Origin of the sequence: Roseomonas sp. HF4, assembly GCF_005222755.1 — a bacterium.
Classification (GTDB): Bacteria; Pseudomonadota; Alphaproteobacteria; order Acetobacterales; family Acetobacteraceae; genus Neoroseomonas.
In genome coordinates this window covers 119765-139653 of the sequence record NZ_STGD01000004.1, presented here as the reverse complement: position 1 = coordinate 139653, position 19889 = coordinate 119765, and the positions used below count along the sequence as shown (strand labels likewise).

Sequence of the window (19889 nt, the reverse complement as noted above, 5' to 3'; positions counted from 1 at the left end):
GCGCGCCGGCCTGTGCTTTACTGGGTCCATCGGATCAGGAGGACCGCAGGATGCGCATTGCCGTTCCGCTCGTCGCAGCCATGCTGGTGGCCATGCCGGCCCTCCCCGCCGCGGCACAGGACCCGGTCGCGGACACCATCATCAGGAACCTCACGCGCGGCATCCGGTTGCCGGCGCCGGGCAGCGATTCCGTCACCGCGCCGATCACGCCGCTCGACACGCAGGGGCCGGTGCAGTCGGCCACGACCGATCCGGGCGACCGCCCCGCGGTCTCCCTGATGGTGACCTTCGCGACCGGGTCGGCGGCCCTCACGCCGGAGGCCGAGGTGCTGATCGCCTCCCTCGCCCGGGCCTTCGCGGCACCGGAACTGGCCAATGCGCGCTTCAGAATCGAGGGGCACACCGACACGGTGGGCGATGGCTCCATGAACCAGGCGCTGTCGGAGGCCCGGGCCGCTGCGGTGCGCGACCACCTCGTGCATCGCCATGGCGTGGCACCCGCGCGCCTGCAGACGATCGGCTACGGCGAAACGCGCCCGTTGGTGCCGACCGCGGATGAACGCGACGAGCCACGCAACCGTCGCGTGCAAGTCGTAAACCTGGGGAACTAAACACCCCGGAAATAGTGTTGCCGAATCCATACGCGGACCGGATTTCGGTGGTGGAGCCGCGTGCCGGCTATTTATTCCACCGAGGAAACCGCTAACCTATCTCTCATGTTCGTGATCAGAGTCGGAAACGCATAGATGGACGTTCCGGCGAGCAATCCGCCGTCATGCCTGCCGTCGGAGACCGACGCCGATCGGGCGCCGCCCCGGGGAAGTACGGCGCGTCGAACATCGCGGCCCGCATGGCTCCTCCGGTCGATCCTGCTTGCCGGCGGCGCGACGCTGTCCGCGGCGGGCCTGGCCCTGGCGCAAGTCCCGGCCGGCGTGCCGCGCCCGCCCCCGTCCGCCGCCGGCATCATCGAGCGCACGGCGCCGGCCGCGGCGCCCGCCCTCAGCCCGCGCACCCAGCCGCCCCCGCCCGAGGCGCGGCGCGGCCCCGGCGAAGGGCAGCAGGTCGCGGTCGGCACCGCCGTCGTGCAGGGCAACACGGTCCTGCCGGACACCGAGATCCGTCGGCTGATGGCGCCGATCGAGGACAGCAGCGTCACCCTCGCCCGGATCGAGGAGACGCGGCTCGAGGTGCTCGGTGCCTACAGGCGTGCGGGCTACCCCTTCGTCTCGGTCGCCGCCGCGCTGGTCCCGCAGCCGGACGGGCGGAACGAGGCGCGCTTCACCGTCACCGAGGGCTACGTGGCCGAGGTGCGCCTCGACGGCGACATCGGCCCGGCCGGCACGCAGGCGCTTCGCTTCCTGGAGCGGCTGCGGGACCGGCGCCCGATCTCGACCGCCGCGGTCGAGCGCGCGCTGCTGCTCGTCTCGGACATCCCGGGCGTGCGCGTGCGCGGGGTGCTGCAGCCCATCCAGGGCGAGCCCGGCGCGCTTCGCCTGATCGCGCAGCTCAGCCGATCCGCTGTCAGCGGCTATTTCAACCTCGACAACCGGGGTTATCGCTACACCGGGCCGTGGCAGGGCCTGCTGGTCGCCGGGCTCAACTCCTTCACGGAATTCGGCGAGCGGACCGAGGTCTCCGTCTTCGGGACGGAGCAGGGCAGCCAGTGGTTCACGCAGGCGAGCTTCGAGACCTTCATCGGCGGATCGGGCCTGCGCCTGCGGCTCTATGCCGGCACGGGCAACACGCTGCCGACCGGCCAGCTCCGTGAGATCGGCTACGAGGGGCTGACCGAGGTGGCGGGCGCCGTGCTCACCTACCCGATCATCCGCACGCGTCCCGGAAACCTTTGGGCGGTGGCGCAGTTCGACGCCCTGAACAGCACGATCAACACGGGCGCGGGGCTGCAGGGCGGGCGCTCGCTCGTGGGGCGCGACCGCATCCGCGCCGCGCGCGGCGGCTTCGACATGCAGGCGCTGGACAGCTTCGTGCCGTTCACCGCGCCGGCCACGAACCAGGCGCTCGTCCGGATCCACCAGGGCGTCGGCGTCTTCGGTGGGACGCGCGCCGACGACCCGACGCCGACGCGGCTCGAAAGCGAATTCGATTTCACCAAGTACACCGCCGAGTACCAGCGCGTTCAGCCCCTGTTCTCGCCCTTCGACGGCGCCATGGTGAACATCCAGGCCTTCGTCTCAGGCCAGTGGTCCGGGAACGTGCTGCCGCCGGCCGAGAAGTACTACCTCGGCGGATCGCGCCTCGGCCGCGGCTATTATTCGGGGCAGGTCACGGGCGACTGGGGCTATGGCTATGCGGTCGAGCTCCAACTCGACCTCGCCTACGAGATCCCGGCGGAGCCGGCGCTCGGCAACAACCGCGGAACGACGCAGTTCTACGTGTTCCGCGACATGGGCTGGGCCTACCAGAACGCCGATGTCGACGTGGACCGGCGCCTGTCCTCCTGGGGTGGCGGGCTGCGCACGGTGATTGCGGAAACCGTGCAGTTCGACCTGGAACTGGCCCGGCGCCTGACGACGCGGCCCGAGGGCGAGGCGGTCGAGCCGCTCCGCGCGACGCAACTGATCTTTCGCACGCTGGTGAGGTTCTAGGCCATGGCACGCGGCACGAAGAACGGCCCGGCGCGGTCCCCGCACCCCCTGCCCGCGCCGCCGAGGCGCGCGCCGAACCGCCGCTGGCTGCTCGCGACGACGGCGCTGCTGCCGATCGCGGCGGGCCAGGCCATGGCGCAGCCGGCGCCGGCTGCAGGACCGACCGGCGGCCAGGTCGTCGCCGGCCAGGCCGGCATCGCGCGCACCCCCGGCCGCACCACCGTCACCCAGGGCACCGACCGCGCGGCGATCGACTGGCAGCAGTTCAACGTCGGCAGCCAGCACACGGTGCAGTTCGTGCAGCCGGCGCCGACCTCCTGGACCCTGAACCGCGTGGTCGGGCCTGACCCGTCGGTCATCGCGGGCCGCGTGCAGGCCAATGGCGGCGTCGCCATCGTCAACCAGTCGGGCGTCGTCTTCGCAGGCGGCGCGCAGGTGGATGTCGGCAGCCTGATCGCCTCGGCCGCCGGGATCACGAACCAGAACTTCATGGCCGGGCGCATGGTGTTCGACCAGGCGCCGCGGCCCGGCGCGCGGGTCGAGAACCACGGCACCATCACCGTCGCCGACCGCGGCCTTGCGGCACTCGTCGGCCCGGGCGTCGCCAATTCGGGCGTGATCCGCGCCCGGCTCGGCCGCGTGGCGCTCGGCGCGGCGGAGACCTTCGTCCTCGACCTCGCCGGCGACGGCCTCATCGGCATCGACGTGACGCAGGCGGTGCGCACGGCGCCCGAGGGCGGCGCCGCGCTGGTGACGAACAGCGGCGTGATCGACGCCCCCGGCGGCTCCGTGCTGCTGAGCGCCCATGCCGCCTCGGGCCTGGTCGAGGACCTGGTCCGCCAGACCGGCACCATCGCCGCGCAGACGGTGGGCGACCGCACGGGCCAGGTGGCACTGCGCGCCGAAGGCGGCGGCGTACGCGTCGAGGGCGCGATCGACGCGACCGGCGGCGCCGGTCAGCGCGGCGGGTCGGTGGCGCTGCAGGCGACCGGCGCCGTGACCGTCGCGGGCACCGCGCGTGTTGACGCCTCGGGCGGCGCGGGCGGCGGGCGCGTGCTGGTCGGCACCACCGGGCGCGGGCGCGACCAGCGCATGGCCGCGCGCACGACGGTCGAGGCCGGCGCCGTCATCCGCGCCGACGCCACGCAGGCCGGACAGGGCGGCGAGATCCTCGTCAACAGCACGACGCGGACTGAGATGCGCGGCACGCTCTCGGCGCGCGGCGGTGCCGCGGGCGGAGACGGCGGCTTCGTGGAGGTCTCGGGCCAGCAGGCGCTGCTGATCTCGGGCTTCATCGACCTGGCCGCGCCCTCGGGCACGCCGGGCGAATTGCTGATCGACCCGCAGAACATCATCGTCAGCAACGCGAACAGCCCCGGCGTGCCGGGCGGAGAGAATGTGGTCGGCGGGGAGGTCACAACCCCGGGCGCCGCCTTCAACGCAACCACCGGCGACGCGACAGACTGGCTGCAGGTCGAGACCGGCGCCATCACCGGGTTCAACGGCACCGTCACCCTGAACGCGGCGCGCGACATCATCGTCGAGGACGCGGTCACCAAGGCGAACAACCAGGGCGGGCTCGGGCTCATCGCCGGGCGCAACGTGACAATTGGCGCGGCGATCAGCGTCGACGGGGCGCTGACGCTGACCGGCACGACCGGCAGCATCGCGATCGGCGCGGACCTGCGCGCGACCAGCCTAACCATGACCGCCGGGACGGGCATCACGCAGTCCGGCGGGAACATCCGGCATCGCCAGGGTGCCGGCACGGCGCTGACGCTGGCGGCCACCACGGCCACGGGTGGCATCTCGCTCGACCGGCAGCAGAATGGCAGCCTCTCCGTCACCTTCAGCGCGCCGGGCGCGGTTGCGATCCGCTCGGGGAACAACACCAACGGTGCGGGCGCGGTCGAGGGCGTGCTCGCCGTCGCCGGGGCGTCGAGCGGCGGCAGCGTCGTGCTCACCTCGGAACGCGCGGACAACGCCTCCGTCCTCGGGACCATCGCCATCAACGCGGCTGTCACCTCGGCCGCGGGCATCACGCTGAACGCGGACGGCGCCATCACGCAGGGCGCGGCCGGAACACTGACGACGGCGCGCGACGCGACGGGCGTGCTGCGCATCCGGGGCCGCAGCGGCGGCAGCACGGACGCTGCGAGCGCGGTGCTCGACGTGGCGCCGAACCGCATTGCGACACTCGACGCGCGCACGACGGGTGCCCTCGCGGTCACCTCGCTCGGCTTCGCCGAGGACGTGCCACTGGCGCTCGCGGCCAACCCGACAATGCTGGTCACGCTCGCCGCGGGCGGGTCGGTGTCGCTTGCCGCGCCGCGGCTGAACCTACCGAACGGCACGGCCGCCGCGACCGGGGACGTGGTGCTGAGCGCGACCGAGGCAGCCGCGGCCACCACGCCTGCGACGTCGCTGACCATCGCGGGCGCGGTCACGGCGGGCGACGGCCAGGCGGTCCGGCTACGCGCCGACCGCATGGACCTGACGGGCGCCTCATTCGACGGCACCGGGGCGAACACGTCCCTTGGCCTGGTCGAGGTCGGGCCCGCGACGGCCGGGCGCGCGCTCCGCTTCGGCGGCACCGACAACGATGCCGCGCTGTGGCTGAACGGCGCCTCCGTCACCGCGGTCACCGGCGCCGAAACGGCGACGCTCCGGCTCGGGCGGACGACGCTGGCCGGCGCGGCCGGGACCATCGCGGGCGGGGATATCGACTTCCAGGCCGGGCTGACCATCGCCGGGACGCTGGCACTCGGCGCGACCGGGGCGATCACGCAGGCCGCAGCGACCGTGCTCGACGCGGGCACCCTGGCGATCCGCGGCGCGACCGATGCGACGGGTGCGGCCAGCGCGGCGCTCGACCTGGCGAACGTGATCGACACGCTGGATGCGCGGGTCACGGGCAGCCTGGTCGTGAACTCGGAGGCGCCCGTCCTGACGGTCCTGCGTGCGAGCGGCAGCGACGTGCGGCTCACGGCGACCGACCTCGTGCTGGGGGATGCGACGGTCGGCGCGGCGGGGGCGAATGTGCGCCTCGTCAGCGATGCCGGCATCCTGCAGGGCACCGGTGGCGCGATCCTGGCGGCGACCTTCTCGGCCTCCGCGGCCGGCGGCAACCTCGCGCTGTCGGGCTCTGGCAACCAGATCGCGGCCATCGTCGCGGACGTGACGGCGCCGGACAACGGCCTGCTGGCGGATACGTCGCGCGGCCTCTTTGCCTCGGGCGCGATCGCGCTCGCCACGTCGGGGACGCTCGTCGTCCAGGGCGCGGTCGATGCGCGCGGACCCTTCGCCGCGCTGACGGCCGGCGCCATCACGCTCGAGGCGCCGATCGCGGTCTCGGGCGCCTCGCGGTCCGTGACCCTGGTCGCCGACGGCGGCGGCGGCCCCGGCGGCAACATTCTCCAGTCAACGGTCCTCGCGGCGCCGATCCTCGCCTCCAGCCTCGCGGTGGCGGGGACGGGGGATATCTCGCTGACCGGCGCCGGCAACACGGTGCAGACGCTGGAGGCTTCGGCAGCCGGCGGCGCGTTCAGCCTTGCCGTGGCCGGCACGCTGACCGTGGCGGGGGACACCCGGGCGGGCACGACCCTCGCGCTGACCGCCGGCGGAGCCGGCGCGCTGACGGTGGGCGCGGCGCTGACCACGCCCGACAACGGCACGATCCGCCTGACCGGCACGGGCATCACCCAGAACGCCCTGATCCGCGCGGGCGACGAAGCCTCCCCCAGCGGCGGGACGGTCGAGCTCGATGCGCGGACGGGCGGCATCACGCAGGCCACGACCGCCGCGCGGATCGTGGCCGATACGCTGGAGGTGACGGCCGACGCCGAGGTGAACCTGCGCGCCGGCCTCGCGCTCGGCGCGGGCGGCAGCCCGGCCGCTTGGAACGCCATCGGCGCGCTGGTGGCCGATGTGCCGGCGAATGTCTCGCTGCTGAACGCGGGCGACCTGTCGGTGGCCGGGACGCTCGGCGCCGCGGGCGCGGGCGGCTTCACGGCGCTCGTGACCAGCGGGACGCTGACGCTCGCGCCCTTCTCGGTGGGGCTCGGCGCGACCACGCTGGCGGCCGAGACGAACACGCTCGCGGGCGGGACCGGCATCGTGCTGGGCGCAGGGTCCGTGTTCGGCGCAGGCGGGGCCGGGACGGTCGGCGTGCTGACCTCGGGCACCGGCGGGACCATCACGCAGGACGCCACGAGCGTGATCCGCGCCAACGAGCTGCGCATCGTCGCCGGCGGCGACGCGACGCTGGCGGCGGCGGGCAACGAGATCTCGCGGCTGGCGGCGACAGCGGCGGCGACCGACGCGACGATCGGCATCAGCGTCCGCAGCAGCCTCGACCTCACGACCGTGGCGGCGGCAGGCCAGGTGCTGATGCCGGACAACACGCTGCGCGCCGCGCCCGTGGGCGTCGTCAGCAACGCCATCACGCTGCAGGCGCCGAACATCACGCTCGGCCTCGGTGCCGGGCTGTCGCGCGCCGATGCCGCCCTGCCGGGGACCGTCGTCCTCATCGCCGACACGATCAACACGAACGGCCAGCCGATCGAGATCGGTGACGGCGGCGTGTTCGGCCTCGCGGCGGACGACCCGACGACGGAGATCCTGGTCGGCGACCTCTTCACGAGCCCGCCGGCGCTGCCGGTGCCGCAGCTGGCGCCCTACACCTTCTCGATCGTCCCCGACACCTCGGGCAACACCTACTGGATCAGCGGCGCCTACCTGAACAGCCTGATCGCGGGCGGCACGACGAACGCGACGCTGCAGGTGGGCCGCGCGGACCAGACCGGGCGCACCTTCGTCATCGGCGACCTTGCGCCCTCCGCCACCTTCGGCACCTTCCGGCTGCTCGGCGGCACCGTGATCATCGGCGCCGACGTCACGGCACCGGGACGCAACGTGCAGATCGTCGCCGGGACGGGCGGCGTGCTGTCCTCGGGCACCTTCACGCAGATCGTCACGCAGTATCTCTACGACCCGACGAACTTCTTCTTCCCGGGATTCAATGCTGGACCCTACGGCGCCGTTTGGTCGATCGCCCAGCAGGCTGCCGTCGCGAGCAACGGCGTCATCACCGCGGGCGCGCTCAGCGTCAGCGCGCCGTCCGGCAGCGTCACGCTCAACACCGTCGCGCACAACGTCGATTCGCTCAGCGGATCGGCGCTCGGCACCTTCGCCTTCCGCAATCTGGACGGTTTCCAGGTCGGCCCGGCGGGTTCGGGCGGCATCGCGGCCGGGGCGCGCGTCACGCTCGCGGCCGACACCGGCAGCATCACCCAGGCGGCCGGGTCGCCGATCGACACGGCGGCGTTCGAGGTCAGCCTGCCGGCGGGCGCGCTGGTGCTGGACGGGGGCTCCCCCACCAGCAGCCTGGCGGCGGACCTGAACCGCATCGACAGCCTCGCCGTCGCGTTCAGCGCGAACAACGGCATCACGATCCGCAACGACGGCGACCTCGCGCTCAACACCTTCGTCAACGCCGCGGCCGGCGACGTCACGCTGCACTCGCAGAGCGGCAACATCACCCAGCCTTCCTCGCTGATCCAGGCGAACACGCTGCGGGTCTCGGCGCCGTCGGGCTCGGTCACGCTGAACAACGGCGCCGTGCCGGCCACCAACGTCAACGTTGCGGCCAATGTGCTGGGCGGGCTCGGCGCCAGCACGGTGGCGGGCGACTTCGTGCTGCGCACCTTCCAGGACCTGTCGATCACGGGTCAGGTGCTGGTCGGCAGCGCGGCCGGCGGCACCACGGGCGCGGCGACGCTCGTCTCGCGCATCGGCAGCATCGTCCAGCAGGCCGGCGGGTCGATCGCGGCCGACAGCCTGACGGCGGTGGCGCCCGGCGGATCCATCCTGCTGAACGGCGCTATCGCGAATTCCGTCGGCACGCTGCTCGCGAGCAATGCCGCCGCCGACGTCCGGCTGTTCAGCGACCGCGCGCTGACGGTCGCGGGCGCCATCACCGGCGGCGCCGGGGGCACGATCGACCTGCGCAGCACCGGCGCGCTTGACGTCGATGGGGGCCTCTCCGCCCTCTCGATCAACCTGCAGAGCGGCGGCGCCATCACCACGACGGCGGCCATCACGGGCGGTGCCGGCGGCAGCGTCACGCTCCTCGGCACCGGCAGCGGCATCATCGATGTCGGCGCGGGCATCTCGGGCGGGGCGCTCTCGCTCACGACAGGCGGCGCGATCGACGTCGGCGGCGCCCTCTCCGGCACCACATCGGTCGCGGTGCAGGGCGGCGGCGACGTCAACGTCACCGCAGGGATCACCGGCGGCTCCGTCACGGTGAACGGGACCGGCATCCTCGATGTCGGCGCGGCCATCTCCGGCACCGCCATCAGCCTCACGAGCGGCGGCGCGCTGGATCTCGGCGCCGGCGTCTCCGGCACCTCGATCGCGTTGCAAAGCGGCGGGGCCATCGACGTCGGCGCCATCGTCGCCGGCGGCACCGTGACGGCGACCGCGGCCGGCCTGTTCGACATCGGCGCGAACGTCACGGGCACCACGATCCGCCTGACGGGGGGCGGCGCGATGACGGTCGGCGCCGACATCTCCGGCACCTCGATCGAGCTCCAGGGCGCGGGGATCGCGCTCGGCCTCGGCACCACGGGCGGCACGCTCACCGCGGGCCGCGTCCTGCTGCGCACCGGCGCCGACTTCGACCCGGCCACAGGCAGCGCCACCGGCGGCAGCATCGTCCAGAACGCCGGCACCATCGAGACGACGCAGTTCTCGGCCTCCGCACCCGGCGGGAACATCACCCTCGCGGCCATCGGCAACACCTTCGGCACCGTCGTCGCCGGCGCGGATGCCGGCGGCGCGGCCGCTGCCGCCGGCATCGTGGCAGGCGGCAACGTCACGCTGACGGCGGACGGCACCACCGCGCTCGGCGTGGCATCGCCCATCCGTGCCGGCTGGGACGCGGCGCGCACGGGCGTGACGATCACGCTGACCGCCGACAACATGGCGCTCAACGCCGCGATCGACACGCGCGGGCCGGGGGCCACGAACCGCACGGACGGGACGATCGCGATCGCGCCGCTCACCGCGACGCGGCCCGTCGTGCTCGGCGGCCTGACCGAATTCGGGGGCTACCTCGTCCTGCAGTCGGGGGAAGTGGCCAACCTGCAGGCCGGCACGGTCACGGTCACGACCGCCAATGCGACCGAGGGCCTCTACCTCACGACGGCGACCTTCGCCCCCGGCACGACCCTCGCCATCTCGGCCCCGGCGGGGTTCGTCTCGCAGTTTGGAGGGCCGATCTCGGTGGCGCGACTCGGCGCGACGGCGAATTCCTTCGTCTCGGTGAACGATGCCGGCAACCTCATCCCGGAGATCACGGGCGTCTCGGCCGGCGGGGCGATCAGCCTGGCCTCGGCGAGCCCGCTGCTGACGCTGAGCGGCCCGGTCGCCTCCTCCCTGGACGGGGGCGTCATCACCCTCCGCGTCAACGACCTCGCGATCGGGGCCGGCAGCGCCATCACCGTGCCGAACGGGACCGTCGACATCTCGGGTGTCGCCGCCGGGCGCGCGATCAGCCTCGGCACGGAAGTCGCCAATACGCTCGGCCTGTCTTCCGCCGAGATCGGAAGGATCGGCCAGACCACGAACCCGCTGGCGCTGGTCCGGATCGGCGACGCCACCTCGGCCACGATATCGCTGCAGGGCGACGTCTCCTTCCGCGACGCTCCGACCGATGCCTCCGGCGTGGTCGGCGGCGTGCGCGCCCTGGCGCTCGACCTCCGCGCGGCGACGGCGTCCGGGGACATCGTGCAGACCGGCGCGACCGGCGGCATCAATGTCGCGACCCTCTCGGCGGTGGCGCGGCAGGTGTCGCTCACCTCGCCCGACAACGCGGTGGACCGCATCGGCGCGCTTTCCGCCGGCGGCGGCGCTGCGCTGCGCAGCAGCCGCGACCTGACGCTTCCGCTGGGCGTGACCGCCTCGGCAGCCAACGGCACGCTCGCGATCACCTCGGACGGCACGTTGCTCGTGCAGGGGGCGGCGACGGCCTCCGGCCTGGCGGGCGACGTGGCGCTCACCGGACTCACCGGCCTCGCGCTCGACACAGCCTCGGTGGTGAGCGCGGCGCGCGACGCGACCCTGACCGCCGGCCCCGCCACGGGCAACGGCGTGGCAACCCTCGGCATCGCGGGCCCGGTCACGGCCGGGGGCAGCATCCGTGCCTCCGCCACCGGCACGCTGACCGTCACGCAGGACCTGACGGCGACCGCGGGCGACATCGACCTGCGGACCACGGCCCCTGGGACGCAGCCGCCGGCCAATGTCGTGCTCGCGCCCTCGGTGGGCGGCGATGGCATCACGGTGCTGCGGGCGACCGGTGCCAGCGGCCTCGTCAGCCTCACCGCGACGGGCAACGTGGTGCAGCCCGCGACCGGCACGCTGATCGTCGCCAATGCACTGCAGGTGCAGGCCGGGGGGACCATCGGCCTCGGCGACACGCAGAACCAGGTGACGGAACTGCGCTCGCTCACGGCCGGCGGCACCGCCAGCGTCTCGGTGCAGGACGGCCTTCGGCTGACGGGCACCGCCGCGGCCGACGACCGGTTGACCCTTTCCGCCGGCACGACGCTCGAGATCGCCGCCGGCGGCGCGGCGCAGGTGGCCAATGCCGGCGGCGTGCTCGACCTGACGGCAGGGACGACGCTGACGATCGGCGGCACCGCGACGGGCGAGACGGTCAACCTCTCGGCCGGCGGCCAGGTCGCGATCGCGGGCGGCACGGTCACCGGCGGCGGCGCCGGCACGGGCGGCCTCATCGCCATCGATGGGGCGTCGCTGCTGGTGAACGGCGGCGCGGCCATCACGGCCGAGACCGTCACCGCCACCATCACCCCGGACGGCATCACGATCGACGCCAGCACCGTCCGCGCGCTCGGCGCGGACGGCGTCCTGTCGTTGTCCGCGGCCGGCGCGCTCGGCATCACCGGCGGCACGGTGGGCGGCGACACGGTCGGCCTCGCGGCCGGCACGGCGGGCCTCTCGCTCTCCGGCGTCGCGCTGACCGCCGGGGTCGGCGGGGCCTCGCTGACCTCCGGCGGCACGGCGGCAATCGTGGGCGGCACGAGCACCGTGACCGGCGGCACGCTGCTGCTGCGCGGCCAGGGCGCCACCTCCGTCACCGGCGGCGGCACGCACCAGGCGACCGGCGGCGTGCAGGTCACCTCGCTCGGCGCAGGCGCCACGGTGTCCGGCACCACCATCGGCTCCCTGAACGGGACGGTGGCGCTGTCGGGCGCGACCTTCGCCTCGATGAGCGGCACGGTGACCGCCGGCGCCGATGTCCGGCTGACCGGCACCACCGATTTCGCGTTGGTCAGCGGCGGGGGCGTGACCGCCGCGGGCGACATCGTGCTCCAGGGCCAGACCCAGGCGCTGATCAGCGGCGGCACCCACCGGGCGAACGGGGCCGTCCAGGTGACCGCCACAGGCGGGCAGGCGGAACTCGTTGGCACGACGATCGAGGCCACGACCGGCGGCGTGACCCTCTCGGGCACGGCCGCGACCATCGCCGGCAGCACGGTGACCGCCGGCGGCACTGTCGGACTGACCGGCACGACCGGTGCGGCCACCATCGGCAGCGGCAGCGGCGTCACCGCGGGCGGCGACATCACGCTGCAGGGCCAGACCCAGGCCCTGATCAGCGGCGGCACGCACCAGGCGGCCGGCGAGGTCCGGCTCACCAGCGCCGGCGGCACGGCAATCCTCAGCGCCACGACGATCCGTGCCATCGCCGGAGGCGTGACCCTGTCCGGCACCGCGGCGGCGATCGACGCGAGCAGCGTCACCGCCGGCGGCACCGTCGCCCTGACCGGCAGCGCCGGCGCAGCCACCATGACGAACGACACGGTCAATGCAGGCGGCAGCATCGCGCTGCAGGGCCAGACGGTCGCGCGCATCTCGGGCGGAGTGCATGTCGCGGCGCAGGACATCACGCTGGCCTCGGCTGGCGGGGCCGCGGAAGCGCTCGCCACGACGCTGACGGCGACGGGCGGCACGCTCTCCCTTGCCGGCGTCACGGCGACGATGACCAGCGCGAGCCTCACCGCCGGGACCGCCATCGCGCTGACCGGCACCGGCGGCGCGGTCACCACCACCAACGGAACGCTGGCCTCGGGCGGCGCCATCACGCTCCAGGCGGCGGGGCTCGCGACAGTGTCGGCCACCGGCACCACGGCGGGCGGGGCGACCTCCATCGCCGGCGGCGGCGGCGTGCGCCTGCTCGGAGGGACGCATTCCGCGGCCACCGGCTTCGCCGTGAACGGCCAGGGCGGCACGACCGAGATCAACGCCACGACGATTACGACGGCGGCGGGCGGCAACGCCTCGCTGGCCGGCGCGACCACGATCGTCACCGGCGGTCAGGTGGCCGCGGGCGGCGACCTGCAGTTCACCGCCACGGCCGGGAACCTGACACTGAACGCACCGGTCCTGACGGCCGCCGGCACGCTCGGCCTGTCCGCCGCGGGGGCGGTGCAGGTGCAGCCCGGCACCAGCGTGTCGGCGGGAACCGACGTCACGATCGGCGCCGGCACCTTAGCCATCCAGCAGGCCGTGCTGTCGGCGGGCCGGGACGTGGCCATGACCGTCGGCGGCGCGGCCGGCTTCACGGACGCGACCATCGTCGCGGGCCGCGACGTCACGCTCGCCGCGGGTGGGCTCGCGACCATCACGCGCGGCAAGATCGACGCGGCGGGCGAGATCAGCCTCGCCGCGGACGGCTTCGCGATCAACCAGGCGAACATCGACCCGCTGGTCATCCGCATCACCGCGGTCGGCGACATCCTGATCGCCGACACCGTGATGACCGCCGAGGACGCGATCCGCATCCTCGCCGGCGGCACGATGACGGTGCGGGATTCGACCTTCGACGCCGCCTCGGTCGGCATCCGGTCGGGCGGCGCGCTGACGCTCGAGCGCGGGCTCTACATCATCGACGACGTCGTCGTCTTCGCGAGCCCGACGGGCATCTCGACCATCGGCCGCGTCCTCGTGCAGGCGGGCGGGACCGATTATCCCGGCGTCGCCTTCGACACGCGCGCGGCCGGCTCGACGCCGGACCCGCTCGACGTCATCGTGCCCGACCTGCCCAACGTTCCGGCGAACCAGCAGCAGACGCAGGTCCGCCTGCCCAACTCCGATGCGCCGGGCGATTTCGGCATTCCCTCCAGCGCGCCGGCAGGCACGCTGAACTTCACGATCAACGCCAACCGCAGCGCGATCTTCCTGCTGATCGACGGTGGCAACGCGGTGGGCGACATCGAGACGGCCGGGCGCGTCGCGGTGTTCGGCTCCGGCGGGACGGTCGACCTGACCGGCACGCTGATCGACTTCCGCGGCACCAGGCTGACCGGCATCGCGGCCAGCGCGCTCACGGATAGCGGCCGCCCCGCGCCGAGCAACGCGCTCACCCGCTTCCGCTTCAACGGCTGCGTCATCTCCTCGGCAAACTGCATCGTGGTCAGCCAGGCCGTGACCATCCCGCAGGCGCCGCCGCAGGTGGTCGATCTCCGGCTGTTCGGCGGCCGCATCACGGACCCGGACGTGCAGATCCCGAATATCGCCGAAGAGGATTACTGACGCCGTGCGCGCCCCTGTCGCCGCCTGCATCGCCCTCCTCGGCCTCGCGGCCTGCGGGGAACCCCCGCCCGATGCCTACGTCACCCGCTCGGCCTCCGCCACGGCGGGCGAGCCGGCCGGCACGGATGCCCGCAACGAGCCCTGCCAGGTCCAGCCCGGCCGCCCCCTTCCGGCCGACCGCGAGGTGCTGCGGGCCCGGGAGGTGTTCTGCGGCGGCTGGACGCAGCCCGCGGCGCGGATCCTCGAACTCGCGGGCGGCACGACGGAGGCCGACCTCGACGCCATCGCCTCCTCCGGGCTCTGGCGCAACTGGCTCGACCAGCGCGTCGCCTGCGGCCCGCCGACGCGCACGACGACAGCGGGCGGCACCCCGGCCCGGCTGCTCGCCTGCACGCGCCGCGCGGGCGGCTGGCCGCATGTCGCCGTCGTGACCGCGGGCCCCTCGGGGCCGGTCGTGGCCGACGGCGTTGCGACCGCGATGCCGGTGATCGAACGGCTCGCCGCCGGGCGCTCGGCGGGGAGTGGCGGCGGCGGCGGCGGGCGCTCGGCCGCGCTCGAGCTCGCGGTCGCGCGCCTGTCCGCCGATGCCTTCGGCGCCACCGATGTCGGCCGCTACGAGCAGCTCATGGCGCTCGGGCGCGACCTGAACCAGACCGAGAACTTCGCCGCCGCCGAGGACGCCTACCGTGCGGCGCTGGCGGTGCAGGAACGCGTGCTAGGCCGCGACAACCCGAACGTCGCGACCGCGATGCTCCACCTCGCCGTGAACCTGTCCAACCAGAAGCGGCTGGCGGAGGCGCAGGTGCTGCTGGACCGCGCCGGGACGCTCGCCCCGCGCGCGGCAGACCCGGCCACCCCGGCCCGCGTGTTGCATTACCGTGGCCTCCACGCGCTCAATTCGGACGACCCCCGGGCGGCGGCGGCGCTGCTGCTCCAGGCGGAGGCCGGCTACGAGGCGCTCGTGCCCAACCGCAACCAGCCGCGCGAAGGCGACACGCTGCTCCTGGTCGCCGACCCGCTGGTGCAGTCGGCCGTGCTCGGGCTTGCGGAGGCGAAGCGCAACCGCGCCGTCGCGCTCTCCCGCGCCGGCCAGGCCGAGCAAGCCGCGACGCTGGTCGACGAATCGCGCGACGTCCTGCGGCGCGCCGGGCTCGAACCCAACATGATGATCGGCCGGGCGCTGCGCACCGAGGCCGGCACCGACATCCGCCGCGGCCGGACCGAGGCGGCGGCACAGCTCCTCGAACGGGCGGCGAACCGCTTCGGCGTCGCGGCCCCCGGCGAGCGGCCCGAGGCCGTGACGCTGTTCCTCGCTGGCCAGCAGCGGCTCCGGGCTGGCCGCCGCGAACAGGCCCTGACCGCCTTCCGTGCGGGCGCAGCGATCCTGCGGGCACGGCAGATCGGCCTCTCGGTCGCGCTGGTTGTGCCCTACCTCGACGCGCTCGACCGGGAGGTCGCCGCCAACCCGGGTCAGGCGGCGGCGCTGCGGGCCGAGATGTTCGGCGCCGCGCAGCTCGCCCAGCGCAGCAGCACGGCGCGCTACGTGCAGCAGGCCTCGGCCCGCCTCGGCGCGTCGGAGGGCAACCCTGCGGTCCAGGGCGCGGTACGTGGCCTGCAGGACGCCGACCGCGAACTGCGGGAACTGTTCGCCGAACGCGACGCCTCGGGCGCGCAGAACGCGGCGCTCGACGACCGCATCGCGGCCGCGCAGCAGCGCCGGGCGGATGCCGAGAGCCAGGTCGCCTCCGCGGCGCCGGGCTACCGGCAGCTGCTGCTGGCGGCGGTGGACGCGGACAGCGTCGCCCGCATCCTCGGCGGCGACGAGGCGCTGCTCACCATGCTTCTCGGCCCGCGCGAGGGCTTCGTGCTGGCCGTGCGGGGCGGTCGCGTGGAAGCGCGGCGTATCCCGGCCGGCGAGGAGGCGGTCGCCGCTCTCGTGACCCGCGTCCGGCGCTCGAGCGAGATCGGCGCGGCCGGCGTGCCGCGCTTCGACACCGCGGCGGCGCACGAGCTGCATCGCCTTCTGGTCGCGCCGCTCCTGCCCATGCTGCAGGGCGCGGAGACGCTGATCGTCGCGCCGGACGGCCCGTTGCTGGCCCTGCCCTTCGGGATGCTGCTGGCCGCGCCGACCGATGCCGACGCGCTGGTCGGCGCGCCCTGGCTGATCCGCAACCACGCCATCGTGCATGTCCCGAGCCCGCAGACGCTGGTCACGCTGCGTGCGGCCGGCCCGGGGTCCTCGGCCCCCCTGCCCTATGTCGGCTTTGGCGATTTCGTGCCGCCATCGGCAGCGCAGTACGCCCGATCCTTCCCGGCGGACCGCTGCGGGCAGGATGCGCGCCTCGCGGCGCAGCTCGGCCGCCTGCCGGGCACGCGGGCGGAGGTGCTGACCTCCCGCCAGCTGCTCGGCGCCGCGGCCGACCGGGCGATCCTGGGGGCGGAGTTCACGCTGCCGTCCCTCCGGCGGCAACGGCTCGACCAGTATCGCATCGTGCATCTCGCGACGCATGCACTGCTGCCGGGCGAGCTCTCCTGCCTGCCGGAGCCCGCGATCGTGGCATCGCCCCCGGGCGGCGCGCCTTCGGCCGACCCGGCCTTCCTCAAGGCGAGCGAGGTGCTCGACCTCAAGATGGACGCCGACCTCGTGATCCTGTCCGCCTGCAACACGGGCGGCCCCAGCGGGGAGGGCGGTGGCGAGGCGCTGTCGGGCCTGGCGCGCGCCTTCTTCTATGCCGGCGCACGCGGGTTGATGGTGACGCATTGGGCGGTCGACGATGCCGCGGCGGCGCTCACGGTCGCCGACACCCTCCGCCGCCAGCAGGCGGGCGCGACCTCGGCCGCGGCACTGCGCGGGGCGCAGATGTTGATGGTCGAGGAAGCGGGCCGCGCACTGCCGGCGGCCTTTGCGCATCCCTACTACTGGGCGCCCTTCGTCCTGATCGGCGACGGCCGGCGCAGCGGCGCGCCGGCCGGTGGCACCGCCGCGGGCCCGGCTCCGGCCCGGCTCTGACGCCCGATGCCGGCGGGGCCTGCCGCCGGTCCGGGACAGACCCGATGCGCAATGACGACATCCGCGCAGGGAGGCTGTAGCATCGCCCCGGTGCGGATGCCGGATGCCGGAGACTGCGAGAACCAATGCTGCCAGCCGAGCTGAACCAGAAATACGAGGTGCGCGGCACGCTCGGCGCCGGCGCCATGGGCACCGTCTACGACGCCGTCGACCGCATCATCGAGCGGCGCGTCGCGATCAAGGTCGTCAACCGCCCGACCGATACCGACCCCGAGGCCGTCGAGGCACATGCCCGCTTCCGGCGCGAAGCCCAGGCCGCGGGCCGGCTGTCGCACCCGAACATCGTCGGCGTCTACGACTACGGGGAGAACGCCTCCCAGGCCTGGATCGTGATGGAGCTGGTGGAGGGCGGCAGCCTCAAGGGCCGGCTCGACAAGCAGGAACGCTTCACGATCCCCGAGATCGTGCGGATCATGGGCGAGGTCTGCGCCGGCCTGCACTATTCCCACCAGCGCGGCGTGGTGCACCGGGACATCAAGCCCGGCAACATCATGATGACGACCGACGGCCAGGTGAAGATCGCCGATTTCGGCATCGCCCGGCTCGAGAATTCCTCGATGACGCAGGTCGGCACGCTGATCGGCACGCCCTCCTACATGGCGCCCGAGCAGTTCCGTGGCGAGCCGGTCGACCTGCGCGCCGACATCTGGGCCTCGGGCGTCATGCTCTACCAGTTGCTGACCGGTGAGAAGCCCTTCGAGGGCGGCTTCTCGGCCGTGATGCACAAGGCGCTGCACACCGAGCCGCCGCCGCCGTCGCAACTGTCCGTCACGACCCCGCGCGGCTTCGATGCCGTGATCTCGCGCGCGCTGGCCAAGCGGCCGGACGACCGCTTCCGCTCCGCCGCGGAGTTCGCGGAGGCCATCCGCGCCGCGGTCACGGCGCCCGCCGCGCCCGAGCCCACAGGGCTGCCCGGGCTGAACGAGGACGCGACGATCGTCAGCGCCCGCCCGCCGGCGCCGTCCGGCAGCAGCGCCACCGCATCGCGCTCGCCCTCGCCCACGACGGCGGCATCCGGCGGCAAGGGCGCGCCGATCGGGCTGATCGCCGGCGGCGCCGGCGCGCTCCTGGTCGCGGCCGGCGCCGCCTGGTTCTTCGTCGCCGGGCCCGGCGCCGGACCGGATCCCGCGGTGCTCGAGCGCCAGCGCCAGGAGCAGGCCGCCGCCGAGACCGCCGCCCGGGAGGCCGCGGCGCGCGAAGCCGCGGCGCGCGAACAGGCGGCACGGGAACAGGCCGCGCGCGAGGCCGCAGCGCGCGAGGCCGCAGCGCGCGAGCAGGCCGCCGCACGCGAGCAGGCCGGGCGGGAACAGGCCGCGCGCGAAGCCGCGGCGCGCGAACAGGCCGCAGCCGACGCCCAGGCCCGGCAGGCGGCCGTGCAGGCCCAGGCGGCGCGCGAACAGGCCGCAGCCGAAACCGCGGCACGCGAGGCCGCACAGCGCGAGGCCGCCGCCCGCAACACCACGGCGCGGGAGCAGGCACAGCGTGAGCGCGCCGCCGCCGAGGCCGCGGCACGGGAAGCCGCGGGCCGCGAGCAGGCAGCGCGCGAACAGGCGCTGCGCGACCAGGCAGCGCGCGAGCAGGCGCAACGCGAACGGGCCGCCGCCGAGGCCGCGGCGCGGGAGGCGGCCGCCCGCGAGCAGGCAGCGCGCGAGCAGGCCCTGCGCGAAACGGTGGCGCGCGAGGCGGCGGCGCGGGAACAGGCCGCCCGCGAGCAGGCGGCGCGCGACGCCGCATCGAGGGACCAGGCCGCACGCGAACGGGCCGCACGCGACCAGGCGGCGCGAGAACAGCAGGCTGCCCGCGACCAGGCCGCACGCGACGCCGCGGCGCGGGACCAGGCGGCGCGCGAGGAGGCGGCGCGGCAGCAGCTGGCCCTTGCCCGCCTCGACCTGCGCGCCGCCGCGCAGGCTCTCGCCACCGGCACGCCCTGCTCGCTGATCGCCTGGTCGGCCAGCGACCGGACCATGACGCTGGCCGGCGTGGTGCGACGCGGGGACGACGCGGCCATCCGGCGGGACCTCGCCGCGCGCGGCGTGCCCGAGGACGCGGCACGCCTGACGCTGACCACCTTCGACGGCCCCTATTGCCCTGCGCTCGACCTGCTGCGCCCGGCGCTCGGCCCGGCCGGTGCCGCGCCTTCCGTCGAGGTGGTCGGCCAGACGCCGCTCCAGAAGGGGGAGTTGATGCGTCTCGACATCCAGATGCCCGACTGGCCGGCGCATCTCTATGTCGCCTACTTCATGAAGTCGGGGGAGGTGGCGAACCTCGTGCCCTCGGCCCTCCAGCAGGCCGGCGCGCGCATACGGCTGGGCGAGCCCGCCGGCACCTTCACGGGCTGGGAGGTGGACGAACCCTTCGGCACCGACCTTGCCGTCATCATCGCCTCCGACCGGCCGCTCTTCGGCAATTCGCGGCCGATCGTGGAATCGCAGGGGGACTATCTCGCCGCCCTGGGCGCCGCGCTGCGCAACGCGCGGGCGAGCGGCACGCGGGTCGTGGTCAGGCCCGTGGTGGTCGAGACGATCCAGCAGCGCTGAGACCCGGCGGCCCGCGCCGCCCGCCCTGCCGCGACGCAGGGCCGGCTGCGATCG

At 74.4% G+C, this 19889-nt stretch carries 5 protein-coding genes; all 5 read left to right on the top strand.

Features of this window, described 5'->3' with window-relative positions; translation table 11 throughout:
- Positions 1 to 50 precede the first annotated feature (50 nt).
- Positions 51 to 611: an OmpA family protein gene (locus E8M80_RS08045; RefSeq protein ID WP_170979273.1), complete on the top strand. Its 561-nt coding sequence runs from the start codon at positions 51 to 53 to the stop codon at positions 609 to 611.
- A gap of 321 nt (positions 612 to 932) precedes the next feature.
- On the top strand, positions 933 to 2606 hold the full coding sequence (locus E8M80_RS08040; RefSeq protein WP_137125165.1) for a ShlB/FhaC/HecB family hemolysin secretion/activation protein: 1674 nt from the start codon (positions 933 to 935) through the stop codon (positions 2604 to 2606).
- A gap of 3 nt (positions 2607 to 2609) precedes the next feature.
- Entirely contained in the window at positions 2610 to 14228 is an 11619-nt protein-coding gene (locus E8M80_RS08035; protein ID WP_137125164.1) for a filamentous hemagglutinin N-terminal domain-containing protein, read from the top strand.
- A 4-nt stretch (positions 14229 to 14232) separates the two neighbouring features.
- Positions 14233 to 17238, top strand: a complete 3006-nt coding sequence (locus E8M80_RS08030; protein ID WP_137125163.1) for a CHAT domain-containing tetratricopeptide repeat protein — start codon at positions 14233 to 14235, stop codon at positions 17236 to 17238.
- Positions 17239 to 17363: 125 nt separating this feature from the next.
- Positions 17364 to 19835, top strand: a complete 2472-nt coding sequence (locus E8M80_RS08025) for a serine/threonine-protein kinase (RefSeq protein ID WP_137125162.1) — start codon at positions 17364 to 17366, stop codon at positions 19833 to 19835.
- Positions 19836 to 19889 lie beyond the last annotated feature (54 nt).